This window comes from Pseudomonas viridiflava (genome assembly GCF_900184295.1).
Taxonomy (GTDB): Bacteria; Pseudomonadota; Gammaproteobacteria; order Pseudomonadales; family Pseudomonadaceae; genus Aquipseudomonas; species Aquipseudomonas viridiflava.
The window spans coordinates 3,043,359-3,066,008 of sequence record NZ_LT855380.1; the positions used below are offsets into that span (position 1 = coordinate 3,043,359).

Sequence of the window (22,650 nt, forward strand, 5' to 3'; positions counted from 1 at the left end):
GTCAGACTTCTATAGTCTGACTCATTCCAACGGGCTGAGCTGTACGTGTGTTTTGCGCTTGCGACAGAGGGAATTGCGACTTGAGCCATAGTGGAGAGCCAATGCTTCCTAAAGCGGTTTTATTCGATCTTGATAACACCCTGACTAACCGGGCGCTCAGTATTGAACGGTATGTGAAGTGCTTTTTGAAAGACTTTGGTCTCGTCGTCCATGCCGACAGTCAGGCTATCGTCCGGTTGATCAGCCGGGTAGATAATGGAGGCTATTTAAAAGCGGGTTCGGCATTTTCCTCTATCCGCCAGGCAGTCGGGCACATTTTGGCTAATGAGCTGGCGTGGCGCGTGGCGCAGACACCGCAGACTTTAAGCGATCACTGGCAGATTCACTTTCCACGTTCAGCAGTGGCGATGTCAGGCAGCGAGCTTTTGGTTGAGGAGCTATCACGTCGAGACATCAGGATTGCCATTGTCTCCAACGGCGCGGAGTCCTCCCGCCAGAGTACTGTTGCCTGCTTGCCATTTGCTTCGCATATCGATGCGATTTTTAGCTCTGAAAAGGTTGGGACCACCAAGCCGGCATCCGCGATTTTTCTGGCAGCGGCAGAGCATTTGCAAGTAAGGCCCGAAGAATGTTGGTTTGTGGGCGATCATCCTTTTAACGACTACCTGGGCGCTTGCTCAGCAGGAATGCAAGCGGTGTGGTTACGGGGATTTCATGACTGGCCGCAGGAGATGGGCGCTGCACCAGTCTCGATTTCCTCACTTAACGAGGTGGTCGGGTTGCTAAATGAAATAACGGAGTAGAACGCGCGGCACATTGAAGAATGCGCCGCCTTATCCGCAGACCGGAAAAACAAATGCAAACCTCACCGTTACCCATGGTCCGGAACCCGGCCATTCACGTTTATGAACTGCACTCAGAAAATGCTGCCGAGCTGCAAAGTTTCTTTGACCGTAACGCTGAATACTTTTTGATCTGCCACGGAGAACCTGCACGGACTGATGAAGCTGTGAACGAGCTGGAGCTAAGACTGCCGGACGGAATGTCTTGTACTAGGCAGTGGTTTATCGGTTTTCGTGAACAAGGCGTGGGTTTGATCGCCGTGGAGCACGTTATTCAGGATTTATTTATTGAGGGGGTCTGGCATATCGGACTTCTGATTCTGAAGGGCAGCCGCCATGGAAAAGGTGATGCCCAATTAATCTATGCTGCAACCGAGCACTGGGCAGTGACTCGCGGAGCACGCTGGCTTCGCATCGGAGTGGTCACAGATAATCCAAGAGCCAAACGTTTCTGGGAAACCCAAGGATTCGCCACAGTGTGCGAGCGTGAAGGAGTGACGATGGGGCTGAAGAAAAATACGATTAGCACAATGATTAAAGCGCTATCCGGAGCAACCGTTTCTCAATATCTGGACTTGGTCGAGAGGGATCGCACCTAGACGTTCAGGTACAAACGAACTGCGTTGGTCCAACCATCGAATCGTATCAACGGCAGATAGCAGCTTGTCAGAATGGCAAGGAGGACAATAATGGCAAGCCAGTCACAAATAGACACAATTTAACATAATATACATTATGCGGCCCTAGGCATTATCCATAACGGCACCGGTACACACCATTTCAAAACCATATCCACCGAAATCATCAAATGCCCCCAATCGACATCAGCGACAAATCCCTCGACAGTCCCGCACGCTCTTAACCTGCACCATTTCAAGGATGAATCATGAACCGCACCCTGACGTTCGTTCTCGCCTGCATCAGTCTGCCTGCCTGGTCAGCCAGTCCGAATGCCTTCGAGGCCACGCCACTCAGCAAGCACATTCATACCCTGAGCAATGCGTTCGCCTGTGAAGTCACTGCCGGAATGCCTGGCGCAAGAAAGTCACCTAAATGCCGCAACGGAAATAACCCAGCGCTCACGAACTCCAGAGGCCTCGATAAAACCGCAGACAGAAAAACCCTGCGCGAATGCATGAAGCCTGACAACCTGATCGATGAGGATGTGCGCACCTGCATGAAGGGTATATAACCCGTAATCACGCAAACAGCTGCAGCGCAGTCTCGTCCCATTCATGTCCGGCGACTGACCAACCGTTATCCGCTGGTGGCGGGAATCCGGTGCGGCAATAGCCTTGTTTCGCCTGGAAATCGACGATTGCATGGGGATAATCGTTGATCAGCAGGACTGCTTTGCAGTGATCCAGAGACCAGCCAATCTTGATATTCGAGGGTTTTGCACGGTCAGTAACGTCTGCCACGTTGTAAATGTGCAGTGCGTCCTGGATGGGATTGTCCGTGGAGCCAGTGTCGAGTGCGTAGCAATAGCCGGTGTCCCCGTCATCTTCGAATACCATGACGAAGGTGCCTTCCTGCGCTGGGGCTTCGACCACCAGGGCCTGTCCCACATTCAATTCGTGTTCAGCAGCCAGATAAACAGGCATTTGCGTAATCCTCAGGTGTTTGGACTTACTTGATAGTGACTTCGATATTCTGCCTTTGCATGCAGATCAACCTCAATGCTCCTAAGCTCCATGCGCCGATCAGCCCTTCAGAAACGGGCTATTTCGCGCTATCCTTCCAAATCTATAATATGCAAATATCTGATAACTCAACTAAAGAGTCATTTAGTTTAGTTATGTAATACGAAGCTCAGAGTCGATCAGCCCTAACCCTCCAATACCAACGAAACATTCGGATATCTGGCGCACATGAAGTCGACGAATGCGCGGACCTTGGGAGCGGCCAGTCGTCTTGATGTATGCAATACCCAAAGCTCAGCTTCTACGTCCGACATTACGCCCCATTGAACCAGCTCTCCTTTGGCCAGGTTATTCCACACGATGGATTGCGGGATCAGAGCCACACCGCCACCGGCTATGGCTGCGTCGCGGATCATGAGAAACGAAGAGAACTTGAGTCTTGGGACAGGTTCCAGTTTCAGCGCCCCGCCGTCCAGAGCCCAGATGGTTGGCTGAAAATTAAAGGCCACGATTGCGGATACCGGGTTGATTGCATCAGATGTCGGCTTTGGTATTTCAGGCGCAGCGACAACGATCAACCGGTCTTTGGCAAAGCACCGCCCTACCAGATTGCTGTCCGGACGTGGGTTTACCCGAATGCACGCGTCGAATTGCTCTTCGACAGGATCAACCACACGATCCTCGGCGACCACCTCAAGCTCGATCTCGGGATAGGCCGCACAAAAATCGGCACCGATACGCCCCATCGCGAGTTGCGAGAACAGGATCGGGGCCGCGATGCGTAATCGCCCGCGAGGTATCGACACGCCCTCCTTCGCCGCTGTCATGGCTTCCGTCACCTCGCCCAACGGTCCTTCCGCTCTGTCCAACAGCATCTGCCCGGCCTCGGTCAGCCTTAGTCCTCGGGCACTGCGCTCGATCAGTCTGACGCCTAGTTGCTCTTCAAGCTCGGCGATTCGGCGCGATAACGTGGCCTTTGATCGACCGCTTGCGCGACTGGCTTTTCCAAGCCCTCCATTGGCAGCAACGAGTGTGAAATCGATCAAAGCGTTGAGGTTCATGGCGTTCCACTTTTGAGACGGAGTATCTACATATTGGCGTCTTCGTTTTATACCTGCAACGAAATACCTTGATCTAAACGCAGCGGGATTGCTCGCTGACTTCATCAGGTATTCATTGCAGGAGATTCAACCATGAGCATTCTTGTCATCGGAGCCACAGGCACTGTCGGTTCACTCATTGTCCAACGTCTGGCTGCAGCAGACGCTGAAGTCAAAGCGCTCGTTCGTCAGCCTGGCAAGGCAAGCTTTCCGGCTGGCGTCACCGAGGTGGTTGCGGACTTGACCGATGTGCCTTCGATACGCGCCGCGTTAACGTCGGTACGAACCCTGTTTCTGCTCAATGCCGTTACGCCGGATGAGGTCACGCAAGCGCTCATCACGCTCAATCTCGCGCAAGAGGCCGGCATCGAACGCATCGTTTACCTGTCGGTCATCCACGCGGACAGGTTTACCAACGTGCCGCACTTCACCGGCAAGCATTCGGTCGAGCGCATGATCGAGAGCCTCGACATTGCTGCCACCGTTCTGCGTCCGGCTTACTTCATGCAGAACGAAGGCATGGTTCAGCAAACGATTCAGGGCTATTCGGTGTATCCGATGCCGATCGGTGATGCGGGCGTTTCGATGATCGACGCACGCGACATCGCCGATATTGCAGTCGCGGAATTGCTGCGACGTGATCGGGCACCCGTTGCGCTGGAGCGCCTGACACTGGAGCTGGTCGGTCCGCAGGTCCTCACGGGTCCATCAGTGGCAAAAATCTGGAGTACCGCGCTGGGTCGTGAGGTGGCTTATGGCGGTGACGATGTTGCAGCCTTTGAAGCGCAGATGGCTTCGTACATCCCTGCCTGGCTGGCTTACGACCTTCGCCTGATGATGTCGGGTATCCAGAAGTTCGGCATGCAGGCGGCCGAGGGAACGGTTGATCGTTTGCAAACCATCATCGGGCGTCCTCTGCGTACTTACGAAGATTTCGTTCGTGAGGCCACGGGCAGCATCTGATTCCGACAGATAAATAGGGGGCAAACGGTGCCTGCCCCCTTCCCTGCGTTCAAACGCTTTCAACGACGTCCGTCTGTAACGACAACGAGACCCGGCCGAGCTGGTTGGTGCCAACGACGGCATCGATCAACATTTCCATGGAGCGCCTGGCGAGCGTTTCCACGGGGTGGGACAGCACGGCCTGCACCAGTCCGCTTTGCAGAGCGCTGCGGGTAAGGTCCGTCAAATCGTGACATACCACAGTCGGCAAGCGTGCCCGGCGACTGCGCATCTCCTCCAGTGCACTGACCACCCCTTCTATACCGCCTCCCGCCACATAAAGACCAGCCAGATCCGGGCATGCCGTGAGCAGATCCAGCGTGTTGCCGCGTGCGAACTCTTCATCCTCAAGTGTCAGGCGCGAAGCCAGTAACTCCCAGTCGCCGGACGATTCAGCCATGTAGCTCTGAAAACTCAGTTCACAAAGCTCTTGGCACTGGAACCGTTGACTGCCGACCATCACGGCGACAGGACCGGGACGTGCTGCCAGTCGATCAACGAACCAGCCGGCAACGCGTCCCATGCGGCGGCTGTCCACTCCGACGAAACCTGCGCCGGCATGGCTTCCCAGCTCCGAAATCATTGCCACCACAGGAGTCCCGCTGAGGCGAAGCTCGCAGACGGCGTCCTGCACCTCTTTGTGGTCAGCGGCCACGACGCCAAGGGCGTCGACGTCCTTGCCCAGCGCCAGAATGCGCTGGGCGACCACGCGCGGGTTCAGGTCATCCAGATAGCCGATCATCACCCGGACCCGAGCATGAGGGCTAACGGCTGCCGCGTCTGCCAGGGCCTGTGCCAGCCCCTGATAGAACGCCACCCCGCTCTTCTGCAACAGAAACCCCAACTTCACCGTGGGTCGGCTGTGCTGCAGCCGCTGCTCGATGACGCTACGGGCGTGAAAACCGAGACGCTGCGCGGCAGCAGAAATGCGCTGCGCCGTGTCGACCCGGACTGTAGCGCGCAGGTTGAGTACCCGATCTACCGTTGACAGGCTGACCCCGGCTTCCCGGGCGACATCGGCCATCGTGGGCCGGCGTGAGTCGGAATCGTGCTCTGACATGAAATGAAAGTCTCTGACCGATCCATAAAAGGTTTTGACAGTTTTACCGGCTGGACTATAGCAGTGCCGCGCACACCGACCTAGCATCCTGATGCAACCGATCACCCCTCCCCTGACACAACAATAACAACAGCCGGAGTGAGCCAATGGCCATCCATTTATCCACCGCCCCCTGCTGCTGGGGCGTAGACGACGTCAACAATCCCTATCTGCCACCGTGGCGTCAGGTGCTCAGCGAAGCAGCGCAGGCTGGTTATCGGGGCATCGAACTGGGCCCTTATGGATATCTCCCGCTGAATGTCGACGAGCTTGGCGGAGCACTGGCAGAGAATGGTCTGCACCTGATTGCAGGCACGATCTTCGACAATCTGGTCGACCCGGCAAACCTGCCCTCGCTGCTGAAACAGGCCCACGATATCTGTGCGCTGCTCAAAGCGTTGCGGCCTGCCGGGCAACAGCAGGAGCCACACCTTCCCGCCCCCTATCTGGTCATCATCGACTGGGGACATGAGGTGCGCGACTACGCAGCCGGGCATTCTGATAAGGCGCCTCGTCTGAATGCTGCCGAATGGTCCGCCATGATGGCGCACATCCGCAAAATCGCAGACATCGCGAATCGCTACGGCGTGCGGGCCGTGATTCATCCCCACGCCGGAGGCTACATCGAGTTCGCCGACGAGCTGGCGCAACTGGTGCAGGACATTCACCCGGATGTTGCCGGGCTGTGCCTGGACACCGGACATCTTTACTACGCAGGCATGGACCCGGCAGCGACCTTGCGCCAGTACGCGTCACGCCTCGATTACCTGCACTTCAAGGACATCGATCCGCTGGTGTTCGATCAGGTACTCGGCGAACGCATCACTTTCTTCGCCGCTTGCGCCAAAGGCGTGATGTGCCCGCTCGGGCGCGGATTCATTGACTACCCCGCGTTACGCACGCTCATTCGCGAACTGGATTACCAGGGCTATATCACGGTCGAGCAGGAACGCGACCCGCGCCATGTCGGCGGCAGCCTGGCAGATGTTACCGAGAGCCGTACCTACCTGACCCGCTGCGGTTTCTGACAAGGAAAAGATCATGATCAACGGCAGCAAGCGTATTTCCCGCCCTGTTCGATGGGCGATGGTGGGTGGCGGCGCGAACAGCCAGATCGGCTACATCCACCGCTCGGCAGCACTGCGTGACCAGAACTTCGCGTTAATTGCAGGCGCGTTCGATATCGACCCTGAGCGCGGCCGTGCTTTTGGCGAACAATTGGGTGTGGACCCCGAACGCTGTTACCCAGACTACCTGCAGCTTATTGAACAGGAAGCCCGGCGCCCGGACGGTATCGAGGCCATTTCCGTCGCCACATCCAATGGCACTCACTTCAACATCACCAAAGCGGCACTTGAAGCCGGTTTGCATGTGGTGTGTGAGAAACCGCTGTGCTTCACGCTCGAAGAAGCCGAGACCCTCAGGGAAATATCCAGAGCCAACCAGCGCATCGTCGGCGTGACTTATGGCTACGCGGGCCACCAGTTGATCGAGCAGGCCAGACATATGATTGCCGCAGGCGAGCTTGGTGAGATTCGCATGGTGCACATGCAGTTCGCCCATGGCTTTCACAGCGCTCCGGTCGAAACGCAAAACCAGGCCACTCAGTGGCGTGTGGATCCACGCACTGCGGGGCCGAGCTATGTATTGGGCGATGTGGGCACCCATCCGTTGTACATCGCCGAAGTCATGTTGCCTGAGCTGAAAATCAAACGGCTGCAATGCAACCGACAGAGCTTCGTGAAAAGCCGGGCACCGCTCGAAGACAATGCCTACACCCTGATGGAGTACGAAGGCGGTGCCATGGGCTGGGTCTGGTCCAGTGCCGTCAACGCCGGGTCAATGCACGGCCAGAAGGTTCGGGTGATCGGCTCAAGGGCCAGCCTCGAGTGGTGGGATGAGCGTCCCAACCAGCTCAGCTTCGAAGTGCAAGGCCAGCCCGCCCAGATACTGGAGCGCGGCATGGGGTATCTGCATCCAGACGCGCTGCTCGACGATCGTATTGGTGGCGGGCACCCGGAAGGCCTGTTCGAAGCCTGGTCCAACCTTTACTACCGCTTTGCTCTGGCCATGAACGCCACCACACGTGGCGATGCGGCGACGCTGCAGGCATTGCGCTACCCCGACATAAACGCAGGTGTCGAGGGAGTGCGCTGGGTGCAGCGCTGCGTGGAGTCGGCCGATCAGGGTGGGATATGGATTGATTACTGAGTTCCAGATCCCGCAAGGCCGGACAGATTTTGCTCAAGGTTCATCCACTGGAGAATGACAATGAAAATAGCCCTGGATCCTTACATGCATCGCCATCTCAGCCTGACTGAGGTGTGTCGCAAGGCTGCAGAGATGGGATACGAATACCTGGAACTGTCGCCCCGCGAGGATTTTCTGCCCTGGTGGGTCAGACCCCGTGCGCACAAGGAACGTATCGCCGAGTTCAAGAAGGCCCTGAAAGACCATGACCTGAAGGTTGCTTCGCTGCTGCCTATGTACCGCTGGGCCAGCCCACACGAAGATGAACGCACGACGGCAGTCGACTATTGGAAGCAGGCCATTCAGGTCGCCGTGGAGCTGGACTGCGACACCATGAACTCCGAGTTCGGCCGCGGGCCGTCTCCCGAGCGAGGACATAAAAGCAACTGCTGCGGCGGCAGTCATAGCCACGAATCCAGCGAAGCCGCGTGGTGGCGGTCCATGGAGGAACTGGTGCCTGAACTTGAAAGGCAGGGAGTCAACCTGAACATCGAGCCGCACCCCGAAGACTGGTGCGAAACATTGCAACCTGCACTCGACATGTTGAAGAGCATCGGTTCCAGTAACGTCAGATTTCTATACTGCGCGCCGCACACTTTCTTCTTCGGCGATGACATGGCGAAGATGATTGCCGAAGCAGGCCCGATGATTGCGCATGTACACGTCGCCGATACCTGGAATCACAAAGCGTCTTCAGGGCTACGCTATATCGTCAATCCCCCCGGCGCCAAAGTGACAGTGCATCAGCATATGGACATGTATCAGGGCGAAATTGATTGGGACGTTTTCTTCTCTTCGCTGGCCAAGGTCGGTTTTGATGGAATTGTCACGGCGTGCGTATTCGGCTGGGAAGAACGCGCCGATCAGTCCGGGACTTTCATGCGGCGAGAGATTCAGAGTTACGTGGACAAGTATTGGCCAGACACAGCTGTCAATCGAAGCTGACAGTATTAAACACACAACCTGTAAAACCGCCCTGACTCCGTTGAACAGTCAGGCTTATAAAAGCGCTAAAAAAAGGGGACGATTATCGTCCCCTTCTTTATTCGCTCAACTCAACACGTGTATCAGACCGCAGCGACAACCTTGGCCGGTGGCTGAGTACGACGACCCAGTACACCTGCGCCGGCAGCGACCAGACCCGAGATCACCAGAGTGATCAGCAGAATCCACGCGCCTTGCGATACGCGCTTGGCAGTCACTTCAGCCGCTTCACGTGCTTTCTGTTCAGCCTGGGCTTTCAGTTCCTGATACTTGGCATAAGCCTGACGATAGCTGGCCTGAGCCTGATCTACGATCTGGTTGGCCTCTGCATCAGTCTTGTTGCCACGCGCCTTGATCAGATTGACCAGCGCCTGACGGTCAGCGGCATCCCAGGCCTGATCACCCTTGGCCTTGATGCGATCCATCAGGCCGCCCAACTGCTCGTCAGCCTGCTGTGGGTTCTGCGCGCTGCGCTCTGCAGTGTTCTGCGCATCCTGCTGGGTCGCCTGAGCTTCCTGCTTGATGGCATCGGGGTTCAGTTCGGCCTTGCCGGTCTGACGCATGGCGGTTTCGATTTCACCCTGAATATCGTCCAGGTTGAATTCGATGCCCTGCTCACGCAGTTGGTCCTGAATCTTGGTGCCCACGGCCGGAGCAACCTGAGCGATACCGCTGCCCAGTGCCGACATGCCGCTGCCTGCCAGATTCAGACCGCCACGTACCACGCCAGTTACAGCGCTGGTGACCAGATAGACAGTGATCAGCGATACGCTCGCCCATACCAGCAGACCGTGGAAAGCGCCTTCGCGCTGAGCCAGACGCCCCGCAGCCCAGCCGCCGACAAACAGCGAGATGACCGAACTGACAACGACCCATATACCGGCGCCGGTGCCGATACCGGACATCGGATTGGCTTCCTGCATGGGATCGATGCTGGCGGTGCCAATGGCAGTACCCAGTAGATTCAATAACAGGGAAACAACCATGGCCAGTACCACACCGGCCAGAATCGCGCTCCAGGAAATACGTTTGAGCAAAGGTGCCATGGCGTGGGTGTCCTGATAGACAGGTGCGCCTGGGGCGATACGGTCATCGCGAATCATAGTGGTAATCCTTCGAGTCAGTGGCAGAACACGCTAAGTTATTTGGCGTACACTCCAATGACCCAAGGCCCTTTGAATAAGTTTAATGATTTCGACAACTTTTTTTGAAGAGCAAATACTCTATGAATATTAGCCAAAACCCAACGGAACGGAACGGCTCACCCATGTTCCAACTCGCTCGCTTTTCATGCAGATTCGATAATAAATCAATACAGATGAGCGATGTCATCAGTTGTCTGTTGTTTACTATTGCGCTGTTGACTATCGATCCTGCCAAACACTGCATTTGATATAAGTAGCGCTATTAATGGAACCAGAGCGATAAGGCAGCAGCGTTTTGAATGAACAGGCCCACATGACATGAACATTTCCACGAACACAGGCGACCGCTGCGCTGTTACAAGCCGCAGCGGACGATGATTGATCAACGCTTTCTATAGACCAGTATGAAAAACAGCGGAACGAAAAACAGAGCCAGAATCGTCCCCGACAGCATGCCACCGGTTACAGCGACGCCAAGCGCGTTCTGCGCACCCGCGCCGGCACCGCTGCTCAGCACCAGCGGCAATACGCCAAGAATGAACGCAAAGGATGTCATCAAAATCGGGCGCAAGCGCATTCGGGTTGCCTGCAACGTCGCCTCGATGATTCCTGTACCGCGGTCATGGAGATCCTTGGCAAATTCCACAATGAGAATCGCGTTCTTGGCCGCGAGCCCGATGGTGGTCAGCAGTCCTACCTGAAAGTACACATCGTTCATCTTCCAGGTGAGAACTGCGCCCAGCAGCACACCGAAGACGCCGAGCGGGATGACCATGATCACCGATAACGGCACGCTCCAGCTCTCATAAAGAGCCGCCAGACACAGGAACACGAACAGGATCGAGAGCGAGTACAGCAGCGTCGTCTGTCCGGTAGAGGCTTTCTCCTGACGCGACAGCCCTGTCCACTCGAAGCCGAAGCCCGGCGGCAGTTCGGCGACCGCCGCTTCAACGATGGCCAGCGCCTCTCCGCTTGACGCCTGACCTGGCAAGGCCATGCCAAGTATCTCGATGGACGACACGCCGTTGTAACGTTCAAGCCTTGGTGAACCGGAAGTCCACTCAGCCTTGGCAAAGGCCGCAAAAGACACCATGGTTCCGGCGCTGTTTCGCACGTACCAACGGCCAATGTCCTGAGGCAGCATACGAAACGGCGCTTCTGCCTGAAGCATCACCTTCTTGACCCTTCCCTGATCGAGAAAATCGTTTACGTAATTGCTCCCCCAGGCCATGGAAAACGTATCGTTGATATCCGACATCGACAGCCCGAGCGTTCCGGCCTTGTGTGCGTCAATCTGCAGACGAAACTCCGGTGCATTCTCCTGGCCATTGGCACGCACCGCGACCAGGCGTGGATCCTTACTCAGCTTTTCCAGCAACTGATTACGCGCTTTCATCAACGCGTCATGCCCCAGATTGCCGCGGTCCTGAAGCATCAGGTCGAATCCGGTGGCATTGCCCAGCTCCGACACCGCAGGCGGCGCGAAGGGCACTATCAGAGCGTCCCTGATTCCAGAAAAAGCCTGCCAGGCACGCGCAGTTACCTGGGTAACCGTGAGGGATTCATCACTGCGCTCGTTCCAGGGTCGCAGCTTGACGAACGCCAGACCGATGTTCTGGCCGCTGCCCGCAAAGCTGAAACCGGACACAGTGAAAACACCCGAAACCGCATCTTTCTCGTCCACCATAAAATGCTGCTCGACCTGACGAAGCACTTCGTCGGTTCGTTTTTCCGTGGCACCTGGCGGAAGCTGGATCAGCGCAAACAGGGTCCCCTGATCTTCGTCGGGAAGAAAGCCCACAGGCAGCTTGCTGAAGCCCAGCATCACCAGCAAGACGATGACCCCATAGCCGATCATGTAACGCCAGGGTCGGACAAGCATGTGGCCGACGACCCCCTGATACCGGTTGCTACCGCGATCAAAGGCCCTGTTGAACCAGCCGAAGAACCCGCGACGTTCCTGTCCGTGGTTGATGCCGACCGGCTTGAGCAATGTTGCGCAGAGCGCAGGCGTCAGGATCATCGCAACCAGCACCGAGAGCGTCATGGCCGACACGATGGTGATCGAGAATTGCCGGTAAATAACACCTGAAGAGCCGCTGAAGAACGCCATCGGGATGAACACTGCGGCCAGAACAAGAGCGATACCCACCAGTGCGCCGCTGATCTGCTCCATGGATTGCCGGGCTGCCGCTTTCGGCTCAAGCCCCTCTTCACTCATCACTCGTTCAACGTTTTCCACCACGACGATGGCGTCATCCACCAGCAGACCGATAGCCAGAACCATCGCAAACATTGTCAGGGTATTGATGCTGTAGCCAAATACCGCCAACACACCGAACGTACCAAGCAGCACGACAGGCACCGCAATGGTCGGTATCAGCGTGGCCCGGAAGTTTTGCAGAAACAGGTACATCACCAGGAAAACCAGCACAACGGCTTCTACCAGCGTACGCACCACCTCTTCGATGGAAATACGCACGAACGGTGTAATGTCGTAAGGCTTTTGAACCCGCACACCTTCCGGCCAGTAAGGCTTCAGTTCCTCGATCCGCGCGTCAATGGCCTTGACGGTGTCCAGCGCATTGGCGCCCGTGGCAAGCTTGATCGCCAGACCTGCCGCCGGTTTGCCATTGAATCGACTGGTATTGCTGTAGCTTTCGCTGCCGAGTTCGACCTTGGCAACGTCACGCAGCCGGACCTGGGAACCGTCTGTTTCGGTGCGCAACAGGATGTCTTCGAACTGCTCGGCGGTTTGTAAGCGCGTCTGAGAGGTGATGGTTGCATTGAGTTGCTGGTTGCCCGCCGCAGGCAACGCACCCAATTGTCCCGACGACACCTGAACGTTCTGCGCCTGAATGGCGTTCCTGACGTCTATGGGCGTCATCTTGTAACTGGCCAGCTTGTCGGGATTGATCCAGATACGCATCGCATATTGCGCGCCAAACAGCGTTGTATCTCCGACGCCGTCGACCCTGCCAATCGCCTCCTGGATATTTGCCGAGACGTAATCCGAGAGATCCGCGCCGTTCATTCGCCCGTCTTCGGAGGTGAATGCCAGAATATTGAGGAAGTTGGTCGATGATTTGACGACCTGCACGCCCTGCTGTTGAACCTCAGAGGGCAGCAGTGGCGTCGCCAGAGTGAGCTTGTTCTGCACCTGCACTTGCGCAGTATCGGCATCCGTTCCGTTTTCGAAGGTCAGCGTAATGGTCACCGAACCACTGGACTCACTGGTCGAAGCGATATAACTGAGCCTATCCAGGCCCTTCATCTTCTGCTCGATCACCTGAGTGACGGTGTCCTCAAGCGTCTTGGCCGATGCGCCCGGATAGTTGGCAGTGATCGCAATCGCGGGAGGCGCAATCGTCGGGTACTGGGCAATGGGCAGCGTCAGAATCGCCATGATGCCTGCGAGCATGACGATGATGGCCAGAACCCAGGCGAAGATGGGGCGATCGATGAAAAAGCGCGACATGTTATCTACCCGGAATTATTGGAGGTCGGAAGGCGTGGCAACTGCCGCTACAGATTGCGGCTTCCATGGCACGGTCTTGACCTTCACGCCGGCCGAGGCGCGCTGCTGACCGTCGACAACCAGCTGGTCACCGACATTCAACCCGCTGCTGATCAGCCATTGATCACCGATCGCACGGTCAGTCGTCAGCTCACGGCGCTCCAGCGTATTGTCCTTACCCACCACGTACGCCATGGGTTTACCCGTGCTGTCTCGGGAAACTGCCTGCTGCGGAACCAGCAATCCCTGCTCCTTGAAGCCTTCTTCAAGCACCGCGCGCACATACATGCCAGGCAACAGATCGGCATTCGGGTTGGGGAACACGGCACGCAGGGTAATCGCGCCCGTGTCCTGATCCACTGTCACGTCGGAGAACTCGAGGGTGCCCTCCAGCGGATAGAGACTGCCGTCCTCAAGCTTCAACCTCACTTTGGCGGCAGTGGCGCCACTCTTCTGGATTTCGCCGTTGCTCAGCGATTTTTTCAGGCGCAGCAACGCCGCACTCGGCTGCGTGACATCGACGTATATCGGGTCAAGTTGCTGAATGGTCGCCATGGTCGAGGTCTGGTTCGCAGTGACCAGTGCGCCCGGGGTGATACCGGATTTACCGATTCGACCTGTAATCGGAGCGTTGACCTGGGTATACGTCAGATTGATACGGCTGCTTTCGACATTGGCTTTGGCCGAGGCAACATCCGCCCGGCTCTCACCCAATGAAGACACGGCATCGTCGTAGTCCTGCCGACTGACCGCATCGAGGGCAGCCAGCTCTTTGTAGCGCTCGTTCTTGAGCCGGACCGATGTCAATGATGCTTCTGCCTTGGCCAGCGCCGCCAGGTCACTGTTGTACGTAGCGCGGTAGGTGGCAGGGTCGATCAGGTAGAGCACTTGCCCCGCCTTGACCGTGCTGCCCTCCGTAAAGCTGCGCTTCTGAACGATCCCGCTGACCTGGGGCCGTATCTCGGCAATCATGAACGGCGCAGTGCGCCCCGGAAGCTCCGTGCTGAAAACCACTCGCTGTGCCTGCACCGCGAGTATGCCGACTTCAGGTGTTCCAGGTGCAGGTGGAGGGCCGCCCGGCGGCTTGCCGCATCCCGTCAGAACACTGATCGACAGAAAAGCGGCCATGACATGACGGCGACAGAGAAAGACAGAACACATAAGGGAAGCTCCGGACAACGATTCGACATAACGATACCAATCGGTACTGTTATATTTTGGCGGTCGTGTTCCGTCAAGCGATAATGATACAGTTCGGTATCGTAATAGGAGAATTGATTGTGCGAGTGCTCACAGATGCCAAGCGGGACGCGATTATTGACGCTGCGGCGCAGGTGTTTCAGGAAGATGGATTCGAAGCCGCTTCGATGGCTGCGATAGCAGCTCGGGTGGGTGGCTCCAAATCCACGCTCTACCGATACTACAACTCCAAGGAAGCGCTATTTGTAGCCGTCAGCAGCAAGGCTGCGAAAAGTCAGTTGCTGCCCAGTCTGGAGAAGCTGCTTGCTACCGAGGACAAGGACCTGTCGACAGTGCTCACCGCATTTGGAAAAGCCACGCTGTCCGTCGTGGCCAGCGAAGCCATGATCAAGACGTTGCGCACGGTAATCAGCGAGTCGGGGCGCAGCGACATTGGCATGCTGTTTCACGAGGCAGGGCCCAGGATCGCATTCAAACTGCTGGCCGATTTCTTCAGCGTGCACATGGATGCGGGCAGCATGCGCCGTGCGGATCCAGACATTGTCACTCGCCACCTTATTGCCCTGTTTGACTCGGAAACCGTGTTCCCGCGGCTGATGGGCATTCGTGACGCGTTGACCGCCGATGAAATCGACAGTGCGGTAGAGCGAGCGGTCGAAACCTTCGTGCGAGGTTACAGCGTCTGATAAACGCGCCTGAACACCGAGAGGCTTCAGCGCAATGACCCGGACAAAAAAAGCCTGACCGAAATCAGGCTTCTCAAGTCACTGGACACTCATCGGTCAGGCAATACCATTCGGCCCGTCCAGCACCTGCCTGACTTTTCTGGCCAGATCGTGAGGCATGCAGGGCTTGGACACCACATCAAACTCCGAGCCGCCGATATCGGTGCGCTCTATCGAGCTCTCGGCATAGCCGGTGGTGAGCAGCACTTTGATCTTGGGATAACGACGCTTGACCTCACGAGCGAGCATGACCCCATTCATACCGCCCGGCATGATCAGGTCGGTGAACAGCAGATCGTACGTGCTGCCGGACTCGAATTTCTTCAAGGCTTCCCGTGCGTTGAGCACGATATCTGAAGCGTAGCCGTAATCATCCAGTACCATCTTGGCCAGTTCGGCAACATCCGGTCGGTCTTCCACGATCAGAATTCGCTCACTGCTGCCCAGTCGCTGCCGCTGCTCCAGCGCCTGAGGCGACTCACTGGCAATGGTGGCTTCGTCAACCGGGAAGTAAAGGCGCAAGGTGGTGCCCACACCTTCCTCGGTGTAAATACGCGCTGCACCGCCCGACTGTTTGGCGAAGCCGTACACCATGGACAGGCCCAGACCTGAACCCTTGCCCTCCTCCTTGGTGGTAAAGAACGGGTCCATCACCCGGTCCCGGATGCTCGACGGCATGCCGATGCCGTTATCCGTCACAGCGATGCTGACGTAGCGTCCCGGCAACAGGCCGTCGTAAGACATGTTGGCCAGTTCATCGACCACCAGGTTACGCGTCTCGATGAAGACCTTGGGGTTTGGCCTGCCAATCAACGCATCTCTGGAATTGATGAAGATGTTCAGCAGCGCGACTTCTGCCTGCGTCGGGTCGATCCGGCAGTTCTTCAAACCCGGATCAAGATCGGTCTCGATGATCACTTCCGAGCCGAACGTACGCTCGATCAGCGGTTCAGTGCTGGATATCAAACCATTGAGATTGAGCACCCGGCCGTGCAGTTTCTGTTTCCGGGCGAACGCCAGTAATTGCTTGGTGAGCGTGCTCGCTCTTTCCACAGCAGATTTGGCGTGATGCACGCTGCGCTGAACGCGCGGAATGTCGATGGTCGGCTTTTCGGCCGCCGTGCCGATCAGATCGATGTATCCGCCCATGACCTGCAGCAGATTGTTGAAGTCATGGGCGATGCCGCCAGTCAGTTGACCGAGCGCTTCCATTTTCTGCGCCTGACGAAGCGCTTCCTCGGCATCGCGGCGACGACTGATGTCCAGCTGTGACGCAAAGAAATAGATCAGATCGCCCGCGTCGTTGTACACCGGAGAGATGAACAAAGCGTTCCAGAACGACGAACCGTCCTTGCGATAGTTGAGTATCTCAGTGGAGATATCGTTGCGCTCATGAATCGCATCGCGAATGGTCTGCACCACTGCCCGGTCGGTTTCCGGACCCTGCAGGAACCGACAGTTGGAGCCAATGATTTCTTCGGAGGCGTACCCGGTCATTTCCAGAAACGCCTTGTTGGCGAAGATGATCGGGTTATCTTCAGTGTTGGGGTCAGTCACGATCATCGGCATGCGTGTCGTTTCTACCGCTGCGAAGAAGATATCCTTTCCCTTATGGGAGATGTCACCACTCGCCGTATTGTCGACACGGGTTTTGTTTTCCGACACGCCAGAACTCCCAGAATAATATCAGCGTGACTGCACGCACTCACCGCTTACGACTTCAATACCCTCGAAAGGGTTCTATGCAGCAATAAAAAAACAGAATTATATGCATATGGATGGGCCGGGAGAACCTGATTCATTCGCCGACGAGTGTCTGAGCGACCCAGAGCGACTCATAGACACCGCCTTGTCTGCGCAGTTGCATGGGCGGTCCATCTTCAATGATTTGTCCGTCGTGCAGCACGATGACCCGGTCGAAATTGGCCACAGTAGACAGCCTGTGCGCCACCACCAGCACAGTTCTGCCGTGCATCAGTTTGGCAAGTGCCACCTGAATCACTGCTTCGGAATGCGAGTCCAGTGCGGACGTCGCTTCGTCAAGAATCAGGATCGGCGCATTCTTGAGAAAGACCCGGGCCAATCCCAGTCGCTGGCGCTGACCGCCTGACAGTTTCACGCCCCGCTCACCCACTAACGTGTCATAACCTTCCGGTAGCGCGCGAATGAACTCGTCGCAGTAAGCCTGTCGCGAAGCTTGAATAACGTCTTCGTAACGCGCATCGGGTAACCCGTAGGCGATGTTTTCGTAAATGCTGCGGTTGAACAGCGTGGGTTCCTGCGGAACGACGGCAATCTGTTTCCTGAGACTGTCCTGGCTGACGGCTCTGATATCGCGATCATCAATCAGAATCACGCCACTGCTGACATCGTCAAGACGTTGTAACAGGCTCAATAAGGTGGACTTTCCAGCGCCCGAGGAGCCGACGATACCCACACGCTGTCCGGCGGGTATATCCAGATTCAAGTGCTCGAATATTCGACGTCCTTCCGGATAGCCGTACGACACATCGATAATACGGATCGCTCCACGACTGGGTTTCAACTCGGCCTTGGCATCGCTCAACGTATAGGGCTGGATAATGATGCGCAGCGTATCGGCGATAACACCCAGTTGCTGCGAGGTGTCAACCAGCGCCAGTGCCAAGTCTCGAGAGCCGTGCAGGATACGGAAGGTCAACGCGCTGACCAGCACCACGTCACCGGCGGTCACGGCATCGGCCCGCCACAATAGAATGGCCCAGCCCAGCATTCCGCCTGCCATGACCGACAGGCAGATGTCGTGCAGCACACGGGCCTTTTCCAGGTAGATCCAGCTGCGCCGCTGCGCGCGTGCTTCAACGCCGATCGAGGCTTCCAGCCGCTGGCGTTCGCGCTCGCGGGCAGAGAACGCCTTGATGGTCCAGATGTTGGAGACCAGATCCACCATCTCGCCACCCACTCTGGCCGAATGCGCGGCAAAGTCGATGTGTTTCGAGCGACCGCGCACACCGACCACGGTGATCAATGCAGCGACCAGCAACACACACAGAATCAGCACGTTCGCCATGGCCACCTTGACCGTGTACAGCACCACTACGGCCCCCAGAAAGTCGACGCAGGGTGGAATGATCTTCCAGGCCAGGCCACCGTAGATCGAGCCGGCCGCGGCACCTGCCGATGAGATGCGATTGGCCAGCGATCCCGAAAAGTGCTGGGCGAAGTAGCGCATCGGGTGACCGGTAAGGTGATTGAACAGGTCCACGCGCAGGTCGGCGCAACTGGCGACGACGGTGCGGCAACCCAGCCAGCCACCGAGTCGCCAGAACAGGTTTTCGACCACAATCAGCCCGAGGAACAGGAAGAACGGAAACCAGACGTGCTCGCTTCTGCGGTCGCCCAGGGTCATGACATCGACCAGCATCTTCATGCCGTACTGCACCGCCACCGCGCAACTGGCCGCGCCTACGATCAGGAAGAACATGGCGCCGAAATGCCAGGGCCGCAGAGACACGTAGCGAATCAAAAAGGGCACGGCACGTTCCGGCAGCGGTGTCGCAGTGCTCGCTCGCATGCTTCATCTGCCTCTTTCAGCGTTCAGCGCCGATGAATACAGGGCTTCGAACGCCTCATCCGCTTCACGAATCGCCAGTTGCAGCGGGTGAAACTCAGCACGCTGACCCTGGCCGTCTGCATAGCCCAGCAGGCCCGCCGGGCAATACCGCCCGTCATCCCAGCCGGGATAATCCAGGATCGGATACCAGCAGATGCCTTCCACCGGCACCCCCGCCTGCACGGCTTTGCTGACCTGATCGGTCACATAACGAAACCAGGGCACACGCTGCTCGTCCTCGGCACCTGTTTCCGACACCAGAATGGGCCTGCCATAGCGTGCGTGCAGCTCACGAAGCATGCCGCTGAAGGGCCGATAATCCGGTTCGTCGCGCATCACGCGGCGACCGTTGAATATCCATTGGTTGTGGGGATAGAAATTGGCACCCAGCACGTCCAGGTACTCGGGTCGCCCTCCGAGTCCGGGCCACTGGCGTCCGCTCAAGAGGTCCCAGGCTTCGAATTGCGCCTGCCGATAATTTTCAGCGGCTTCGATGTCATCGTTGCGCCCGCTTGACGGCATCACATGAATCAACGGGTCAGCCTGCACGAAACGCGCGCCAGGCTCGACGTCGCGCACCGCCTCGATCGCTGCGATGCTGGCCCTGATCAACTGATGTTTGAATTCCATACCACGGCGTTCCATGCCGGGATTGAAATAGCCGACATCGCCCCCCGCCCAGCTCCAGAACGAAATCTCGTTGATCGGCGAATAGAACGGCACAACTTCCCCCTCATCCTTGATCACCTGCGCCGCAGCAGCCGCAAAGCGCGCGAAACGCTCCACGAACTGTGGACGCCAGATGTCCATATCATCCGGGTAACCGTAATGGCAGAGGTCCCAGATCACTTGGGTGCCTTGAGCACGAGCCGCCCGCAGCATGGGCAGGAAACTGCTCCAGTCATAGACACCGGGGCGCGTTTCGATCAGGTGCCAGCGCAGCCCGCTGCGCACCGTGCGCATGGCGCAGTTCGCCATTGCCGCGAAGTCCTCGGCTGGCCAGCGGGCGTGGCCTGTGGAATGCAGCAGGTCCAGGCGTTTGCCATCGCGTCGCCGGTGAGTCGAACACTCGAATCCGCCCACAAAAAAACTCTTGAACAGACCTGGCATGCTAATTCCCCGCTGGCTGTTCGTTGAACACCGGCGGTTTCAGCTCTGATGCAGCAGGTGCATGCACTTCGGCAAGACGCTGATACAAGGCCAGCGCCTGACCTACGACCTGATCCATGTTGTAGTACTTGTACGTGCCCAGGCGCCCAAGGAAGGTGACATCGTCGGACTGATCGGCCAGAGCCTTGTAACGTTTGTACAGCTCGTTGTTCTCCTGACGGGGTATCGGGTAGTACGGATCACCCTCGGCAGTCGGAAATTCATAGGTCACGCTGGTTTTCGGATGCTGCTGCCCTGTCAGGTGCTTGTACTCAGTAATACGGGTGTACGGGACTTCTTCATCCGGGTAATTGACCACCGCGACGGGCTGGAACCGAGTCTGATCAACCGTTTTGTGTTCGAAGCGCAATGAGCGATAGGGAAGCCGTCCGTAACAGCGGCCGAAATATTCATCGATGGGGCCGCAATACACCAAGTGCCGATAGGACAGCGCCTCACGCACCTCGGCAAAATCGACGCCCAGCACAATATCGATCCGTTCGTGATCCAGCATGCGCTCGAACATTTTCGTGTAGCCGTGCAGCGGCATCTTCTGAAAGCTGTCGCCGAAATAGCGGCTGTCGGTCGTGGTGCGGGTCGGCACCCTGGACGTCACCGACTTGTCCAGTTGCGAAGGGTCCAGGCCCCACTGTTTGCGCGTGTAACCCCTGAAAAACTTCTCGTACAGCTCTCGTCCGATCTGATTGATCACCACATCCTCGGAAGTCCTGATCATCTCCACCGGCTCTGCACGTTCGGCCAGGAACACCTCGGCCTGCTGCTCGTCCATCTGCAGGCCATACAGCGTATTCAACGTATCCAGGTTGATGGGAATCGGCACCAGTTTGCCGTCGACCCGCGCCAGAACCCGGTGCTCGTAGCTGTGCCATTCGGTGAACTGCGACAGGTAGTCGACAATGCGTTCGGCGTTGGTATGAAAGATGTGCGGCCCGTAGCGATGCACCAGCACGCCCGCGCTGTCGAGATGGTCGTAGGCGTTGCCTGCGATATGGGAACGACGATCAATCAACAACACGCGCTTGCCGAGCCCTGCGGCCAGTCTTTCAGCCAGTACGCTGCCGGCAAAACCGGCACCGACAATTAGAAAATCGTAGGACTGTGAAGCATTGATGGCTGAGTCGAGGGTTATTTCAGGCATTGGATCTGCTCCTTCATGGCTGCACAGGTCTTGTCCCAGGACTTGTCCGCAAGCACGGCGTCGGCACGATCGTAGAATTCGCTGGACTTGCCGCGCGCAAGCGCACGTTCGATGGCGTCGCAAAACTGCGCGGCGTCAGCAGCGATGGTCACTACACCACTGTCTCCGTAGGTATTGACCACATCAGTGATCGGCGTCGACACCACCGGGCAGCCGCCCGCCAGGTATTCCGGAGTTTTGGTCGGGCTGATGAAGCGCGTGGACTCGTTGATCGCGAATGGCATCAACGCCACGTCCCAGCCGGACAGGTAGGCTGGCAGGTCGTCATAGGATTTGCCGCCCAGGTAATGAATGTTCGGCAACTGCGGCAGGCTGCCCGGATCAATCTTGACCACAGGGCCAATCAACACGATTTGCCAGTCAGGCCGGACGCTGGCTACCTGACGAATCAGCTCGATGTCGAATCGCTCGTCGATGACGCCAAAGAACCCCAGGCGTGGGCGTGGAATGCCCTGTTGATCGGGCGGATCGCTCAACCCACGTCTGGCCGTCGCGAAATGCTCGATGTCCACGCTGCTGGGCATGGAGTGCACATTATCGTGCCGTTCCTTCTTGGCCTCCCAGAGGCTGTGGCCACCCGTGAAAACCACATCCGCACGCTCCAGCAAATCCTGTTCCATGTCGATCAGTTCAGGCGGCGCGCCCTTGAATGCAGACAATTCGTCCATGCAGTCGTAAATGATCGCCTGCGGCCAGAGATGATCGGTGAACGCCAGGCTCATGGGCGTGAAGTACCACAGGAGCAGATCGTTTGATGGATGCTGCTCAAGCCAGTGATCCAGCAACTGACGTTGCGCGAGAACCACTTGATCAGGCGGCAGATCACGAGGCAGATGAGGCACCAGCACGATTACACCTGAAGGCTGCGGCAAGGCTTCCAGGCGGCTATCGGGGGAATCGGCGAAGACCGGCTCCTCGAAAAAAAGCACGTCATAGTCGCGGGCCATCCGAGACATGATGTGCTGAGGACGCTGGTAGACAAAACCCCACCTCAGGTGAGAGAGGCAGAGCAGAACGGGGCGTGTGTCTGGCTTGGCTTGCGATGCGGTCGACAGGTCTGAATGAATCGCTTCTGCACGGTTCATGAAGTTTCCCTTCTTATGAAAAAAAGTGCCCGGACGAATCTGAAGGGCGCCTCTGAGGGCTGAACTTCGACTGCATTCATTGAATGAAAACAAGGCGG

Annotated in this window: 19 protein-coding genes; 8 read left to right on the forward strand and 11 right to left on the reverse strand. The window is 57.2% G+C overall.

Features of this window, described 5'->3' with window-relative positions:
• The first annotated feature begins 101 nt into the window (after positions 1 to 101).
• The 3 genes from CFBP1590_RS13730 to CFBP1590_RS13740 all read left to right on the forward strand — a co-directional run bounded on the left by CFBP1590_RS13730 (position 102) and on the right by CFBP1590_RS13740 (position 2,034).
• Positions 102 to 803: an HAD family hydrolase gene (locus CFBP1590_RS13730; protein WP_088235266.1), complete on the forward strand. Its 702-nt coding sequence runs from the start codon at positions 102 to 104 to the stop codon at positions 801 to 803.
• 53 nt (positions 804 to 856) lie between these two features.
• Positions 857 to 1,441, forward strand: a complete 585-nt coding sequence (locus tag CFBP1590_RS13735) for a GNAT family N-acetyltransferase (protein WP_088235267.1) — start codon at positions 857 to 859, stop codon at positions 1,439 to 1,441.
• A gap of 287 nt (positions 1,442 to 1,728) precedes the next feature.
• Positions 1,729 to 2,034, forward strand: coding sequence for a hypothetical protein (locus CFBP1590_RS13740; protein WP_088235268.1), 306 nt, complete (start codon positions 1,729 to 1,731; stop codon positions 2,032 to 2,034).
• Between the two features lie 7 nt (positions 2,035 to 2,041).
• Here CFBP1590_RS13740 and CFBP1590_RS13745 read toward each other — a convergent pair whose 3' ends face one another.
• Both CFBP1590_RS13745 and CFBP1590_RS13750 read right to left on the reverse strand, forming a co-directional pair.
• The gene (locus CFBP1590_RS13745; RefSeq protein WP_088235269.1) at positions 2,042 to 2,446 is read right to left on the reverse strand and encodes a DUF2251 domain-containing protein; all 405 of its coding nucleotides are present in this window, start codon (positions 2,444 to 2,446) and stop codon (positions 2,042 to 2,044) included.
• A 224-nt stretch (positions 2,447 to 2,670) separates the two neighbouring features.
• Complete coding sequence (locus CFBP1590_RS13750) at positions 2,671 to 3,546, reverse strand: LysR family transcriptional regulator (protein ID WP_088235270.1); 876 nt, start codon at positions 3,544 to 3,546, stop codon at positions 2,671 to 2,673.
• Positions 3,547 to 3,678: 132 nt separating this feature from the next.
• On the opposite strand from CFBP1590_RS13750, the gene CFBP1590_RS13755 reads away from it, so the two are divergent.
• A complete protein-coding gene (locus CFBP1590_RS13755; RefSeq protein WP_029242612.1) occupies positions 3,679 to 4,548 on the forward strand; it encodes an NmrA/HSCARG family protein in 870 nt (289 codons plus the stop codon).
• A 49-nt stretch (positions 4,549 to 4,597) separates the two neighbouring features.
• On the opposite strand, the gene CFBP1590_RS13760 is transcribed toward CFBP1590_RS13755, so the two are convergent.
• Entirely contained in the window at positions 4,598 to 5,647 is a 1,050-nt protein-coding gene (locus CFBP1590_RS13760; protein ID WP_058432929.1) for a LacI family DNA-binding transcriptional regulator, read from the reverse strand.
• A 146-nt stretch (positions 5,648 to 5,793) separates the two neighbouring features.
• Between CFBP1590_RS13760 and CFBP1590_RS13765 the strand changes: the two genes are divergently transcribed.
• Genes CFBP1590_RS13765 through CFBP1590_RS13775 form a run of 3 tightly spaced genes read left to right on the forward strand, consistent with a single transcriptional unit; the run spans position 5,794 to position 8,881 of the window.
• Positions 5,794 to 6,714, forward strand: a complete 921-nt coding sequence (locus CFBP1590_RS13765) for a TIM barrel protein (RefSeq protein WP_058432930.1) — start codon at positions 5,794 to 5,796, stop codon at positions 6,712 to 6,714.
• Positions 6,715 to 6,727: 13 nt separating this feature from the next.
• The gene (locus tag CFBP1590_RS13770) at positions 6,728 to 7,897 is read left to right on the forward strand and encodes a Gfo/Idh/MocA family protein (RefSeq protein ID WP_088235271.1); all 1,170 of its coding nucleotides are present in this window, start codon (positions 6,728 to 6,730) and stop codon (positions 7,895 to 7,897) included.
• Positions 7,898 to 7,957: 60 nt separating this feature from the next.
• Positions 7,958 to 8,881, forward strand: a complete 924-nt coding sequence (locus tag CFBP1590_RS13775; RefSeq protein ID WP_057408258.1) for a sugar phosphate isomerase/epimerase family protein — start codon at positions 7,958 to 7,960, stop codon at positions 8,879 to 8,881.
• A 122-nt stretch (positions 8,882 to 9,003) separates the two neighbouring features.
• On the opposite strand, the gene CFBP1590_RS13780 is transcribed toward CFBP1590_RS13775, so the two are convergent.
• From CFBP1590_RS13780 to CFBP1590_RS13790, 3 genes are all read right to left on the reverse strand, one after another.
• Positions 9,004 to 10,023, reverse strand: coding sequence for a hypothetical protein (locus tag CFBP1590_RS13780; RefSeq protein WP_058432932.1), 1,020 nt, complete (start codon positions 10,021 to 10,023; stop codon positions 9,004 to 9,006).
• Positions 10,024 to 10,447: 424 nt separating this feature from the next.
• Entirely contained in the window at positions 10,448 to 13,543 is a 3,096-nt protein-coding gene (locus tag CFBP1590_RS13785; protein WP_032663895.1) for an efflux RND transporter permease subunit, read from the reverse strand.
• Positions 13,544 to 13,558: 15 nt separating this feature from the next.
• Complete coding sequence (locus tag CFBP1590_RS13790) at positions 13,559 to 14,743, reverse strand: efflux RND transporter periplasmic adaptor subunit (protein WP_029242608.1); 1,185 nt, start codon at positions 14,741 to 14,743, stop codon at positions 13,559 to 13,561.
• Positions 14,744 to 14,862: 119 nt separating this feature from the next.
• On the opposite strand from CFBP1590_RS13790, the gene CFBP1590_RS13795 reads away from it, so the two are divergent.
• The gene (locus tag CFBP1590_RS13795; RefSeq protein ID WP_029242607.1) at positions 14,863 to 15,468 is read left to right on the forward strand and encodes a TetR/AcrR family transcriptional regulator; all 606 of its coding nucleotides are present in this window, start codon (positions 14,863 to 14,865) and stop codon (positions 15,466 to 15,468) included.
• A 96-nt stretch (positions 15,469 to 15,564) separates the two neighbouring features.
• On the opposite strand, the gene CFBP1590_RS13800 is transcribed toward CFBP1590_RS13795, so the two are convergent.
• The 5 genes from CFBP1590_RS13800 to CFBP1590_RS13820 all read right to left on the reverse strand — a co-directional run bounded on the left by CFBP1590_RS13800 (position 15,565) and on the right by CFBP1590_RS13820 (position 22,552).
• On the reverse strand, positions 15,565 to 17,172 hold the full coding sequence (locus tag CFBP1590_RS13800; RefSeq protein ID WP_088235272.1) for a hybrid sensor histidine kinase/response regulator: 1,608 nt from the start codon (positions 17,170 to 17,172) through the stop codon (positions 15,565 to 15,567).
• A gap of 133 nt (positions 17,173 to 17,305) precedes the next feature.
• The gene (locus CFBP1590_RS13805; RefSeq protein ID WP_088235273.1) at positions 17,306 to 19,060 is read right to left on the reverse strand and encodes an ABC transporter ATP-binding protein; all 1,755 of its coding nucleotides are present in this window, start codon (positions 19,058 to 19,060) and stop codon (positions 17,306 to 17,308) included.
• A 3-nt stretch (positions 19,061 to 19,063) separates the two neighbouring features.
• Positions 19,064 to 20,209 (reverse strand): family 1 glycosylhydrolase, encoded by a 1,146-nt coding sequence (locus CFBP1590_RS13810; protein WP_088235274.1) that lies wholly within the window; start codon positions 20,207 to 20,209, stop codon positions 19,064 to 19,066.
• A gap of 1 nt (position 20,210) precedes the next feature.
• Complete coding sequence (gene glf, locus CFBP1590_RS13815) at positions 20,211 to 21,407, reverse strand: UDP-galactopyranose mutase (protein ID WP_029242603.1); 1,197 nt, start codon at positions 21,405 to 21,407, stop codon at positions 20,211 to 20,213.
• Positions 21,395 to 22,552 carry a glycosyltransferase family 1 protein gene (locus CFBP1590_RS13820; RefSeq protein WP_088235275.1) on the reverse strand — a complete coding sequence of 386 codons (1,158 nt, stop codon included), beginning with the start codon at positions 22,550 to 22,552 and terminating at the stop codon, positions 21,395 to 21,397. Before CFBP1590_RS13820 ends, glf begins: the two co-directional genes overlap by 13 nt.
• Positions 22,553 to 22,650: the final 98 nt, after the last annotated feature.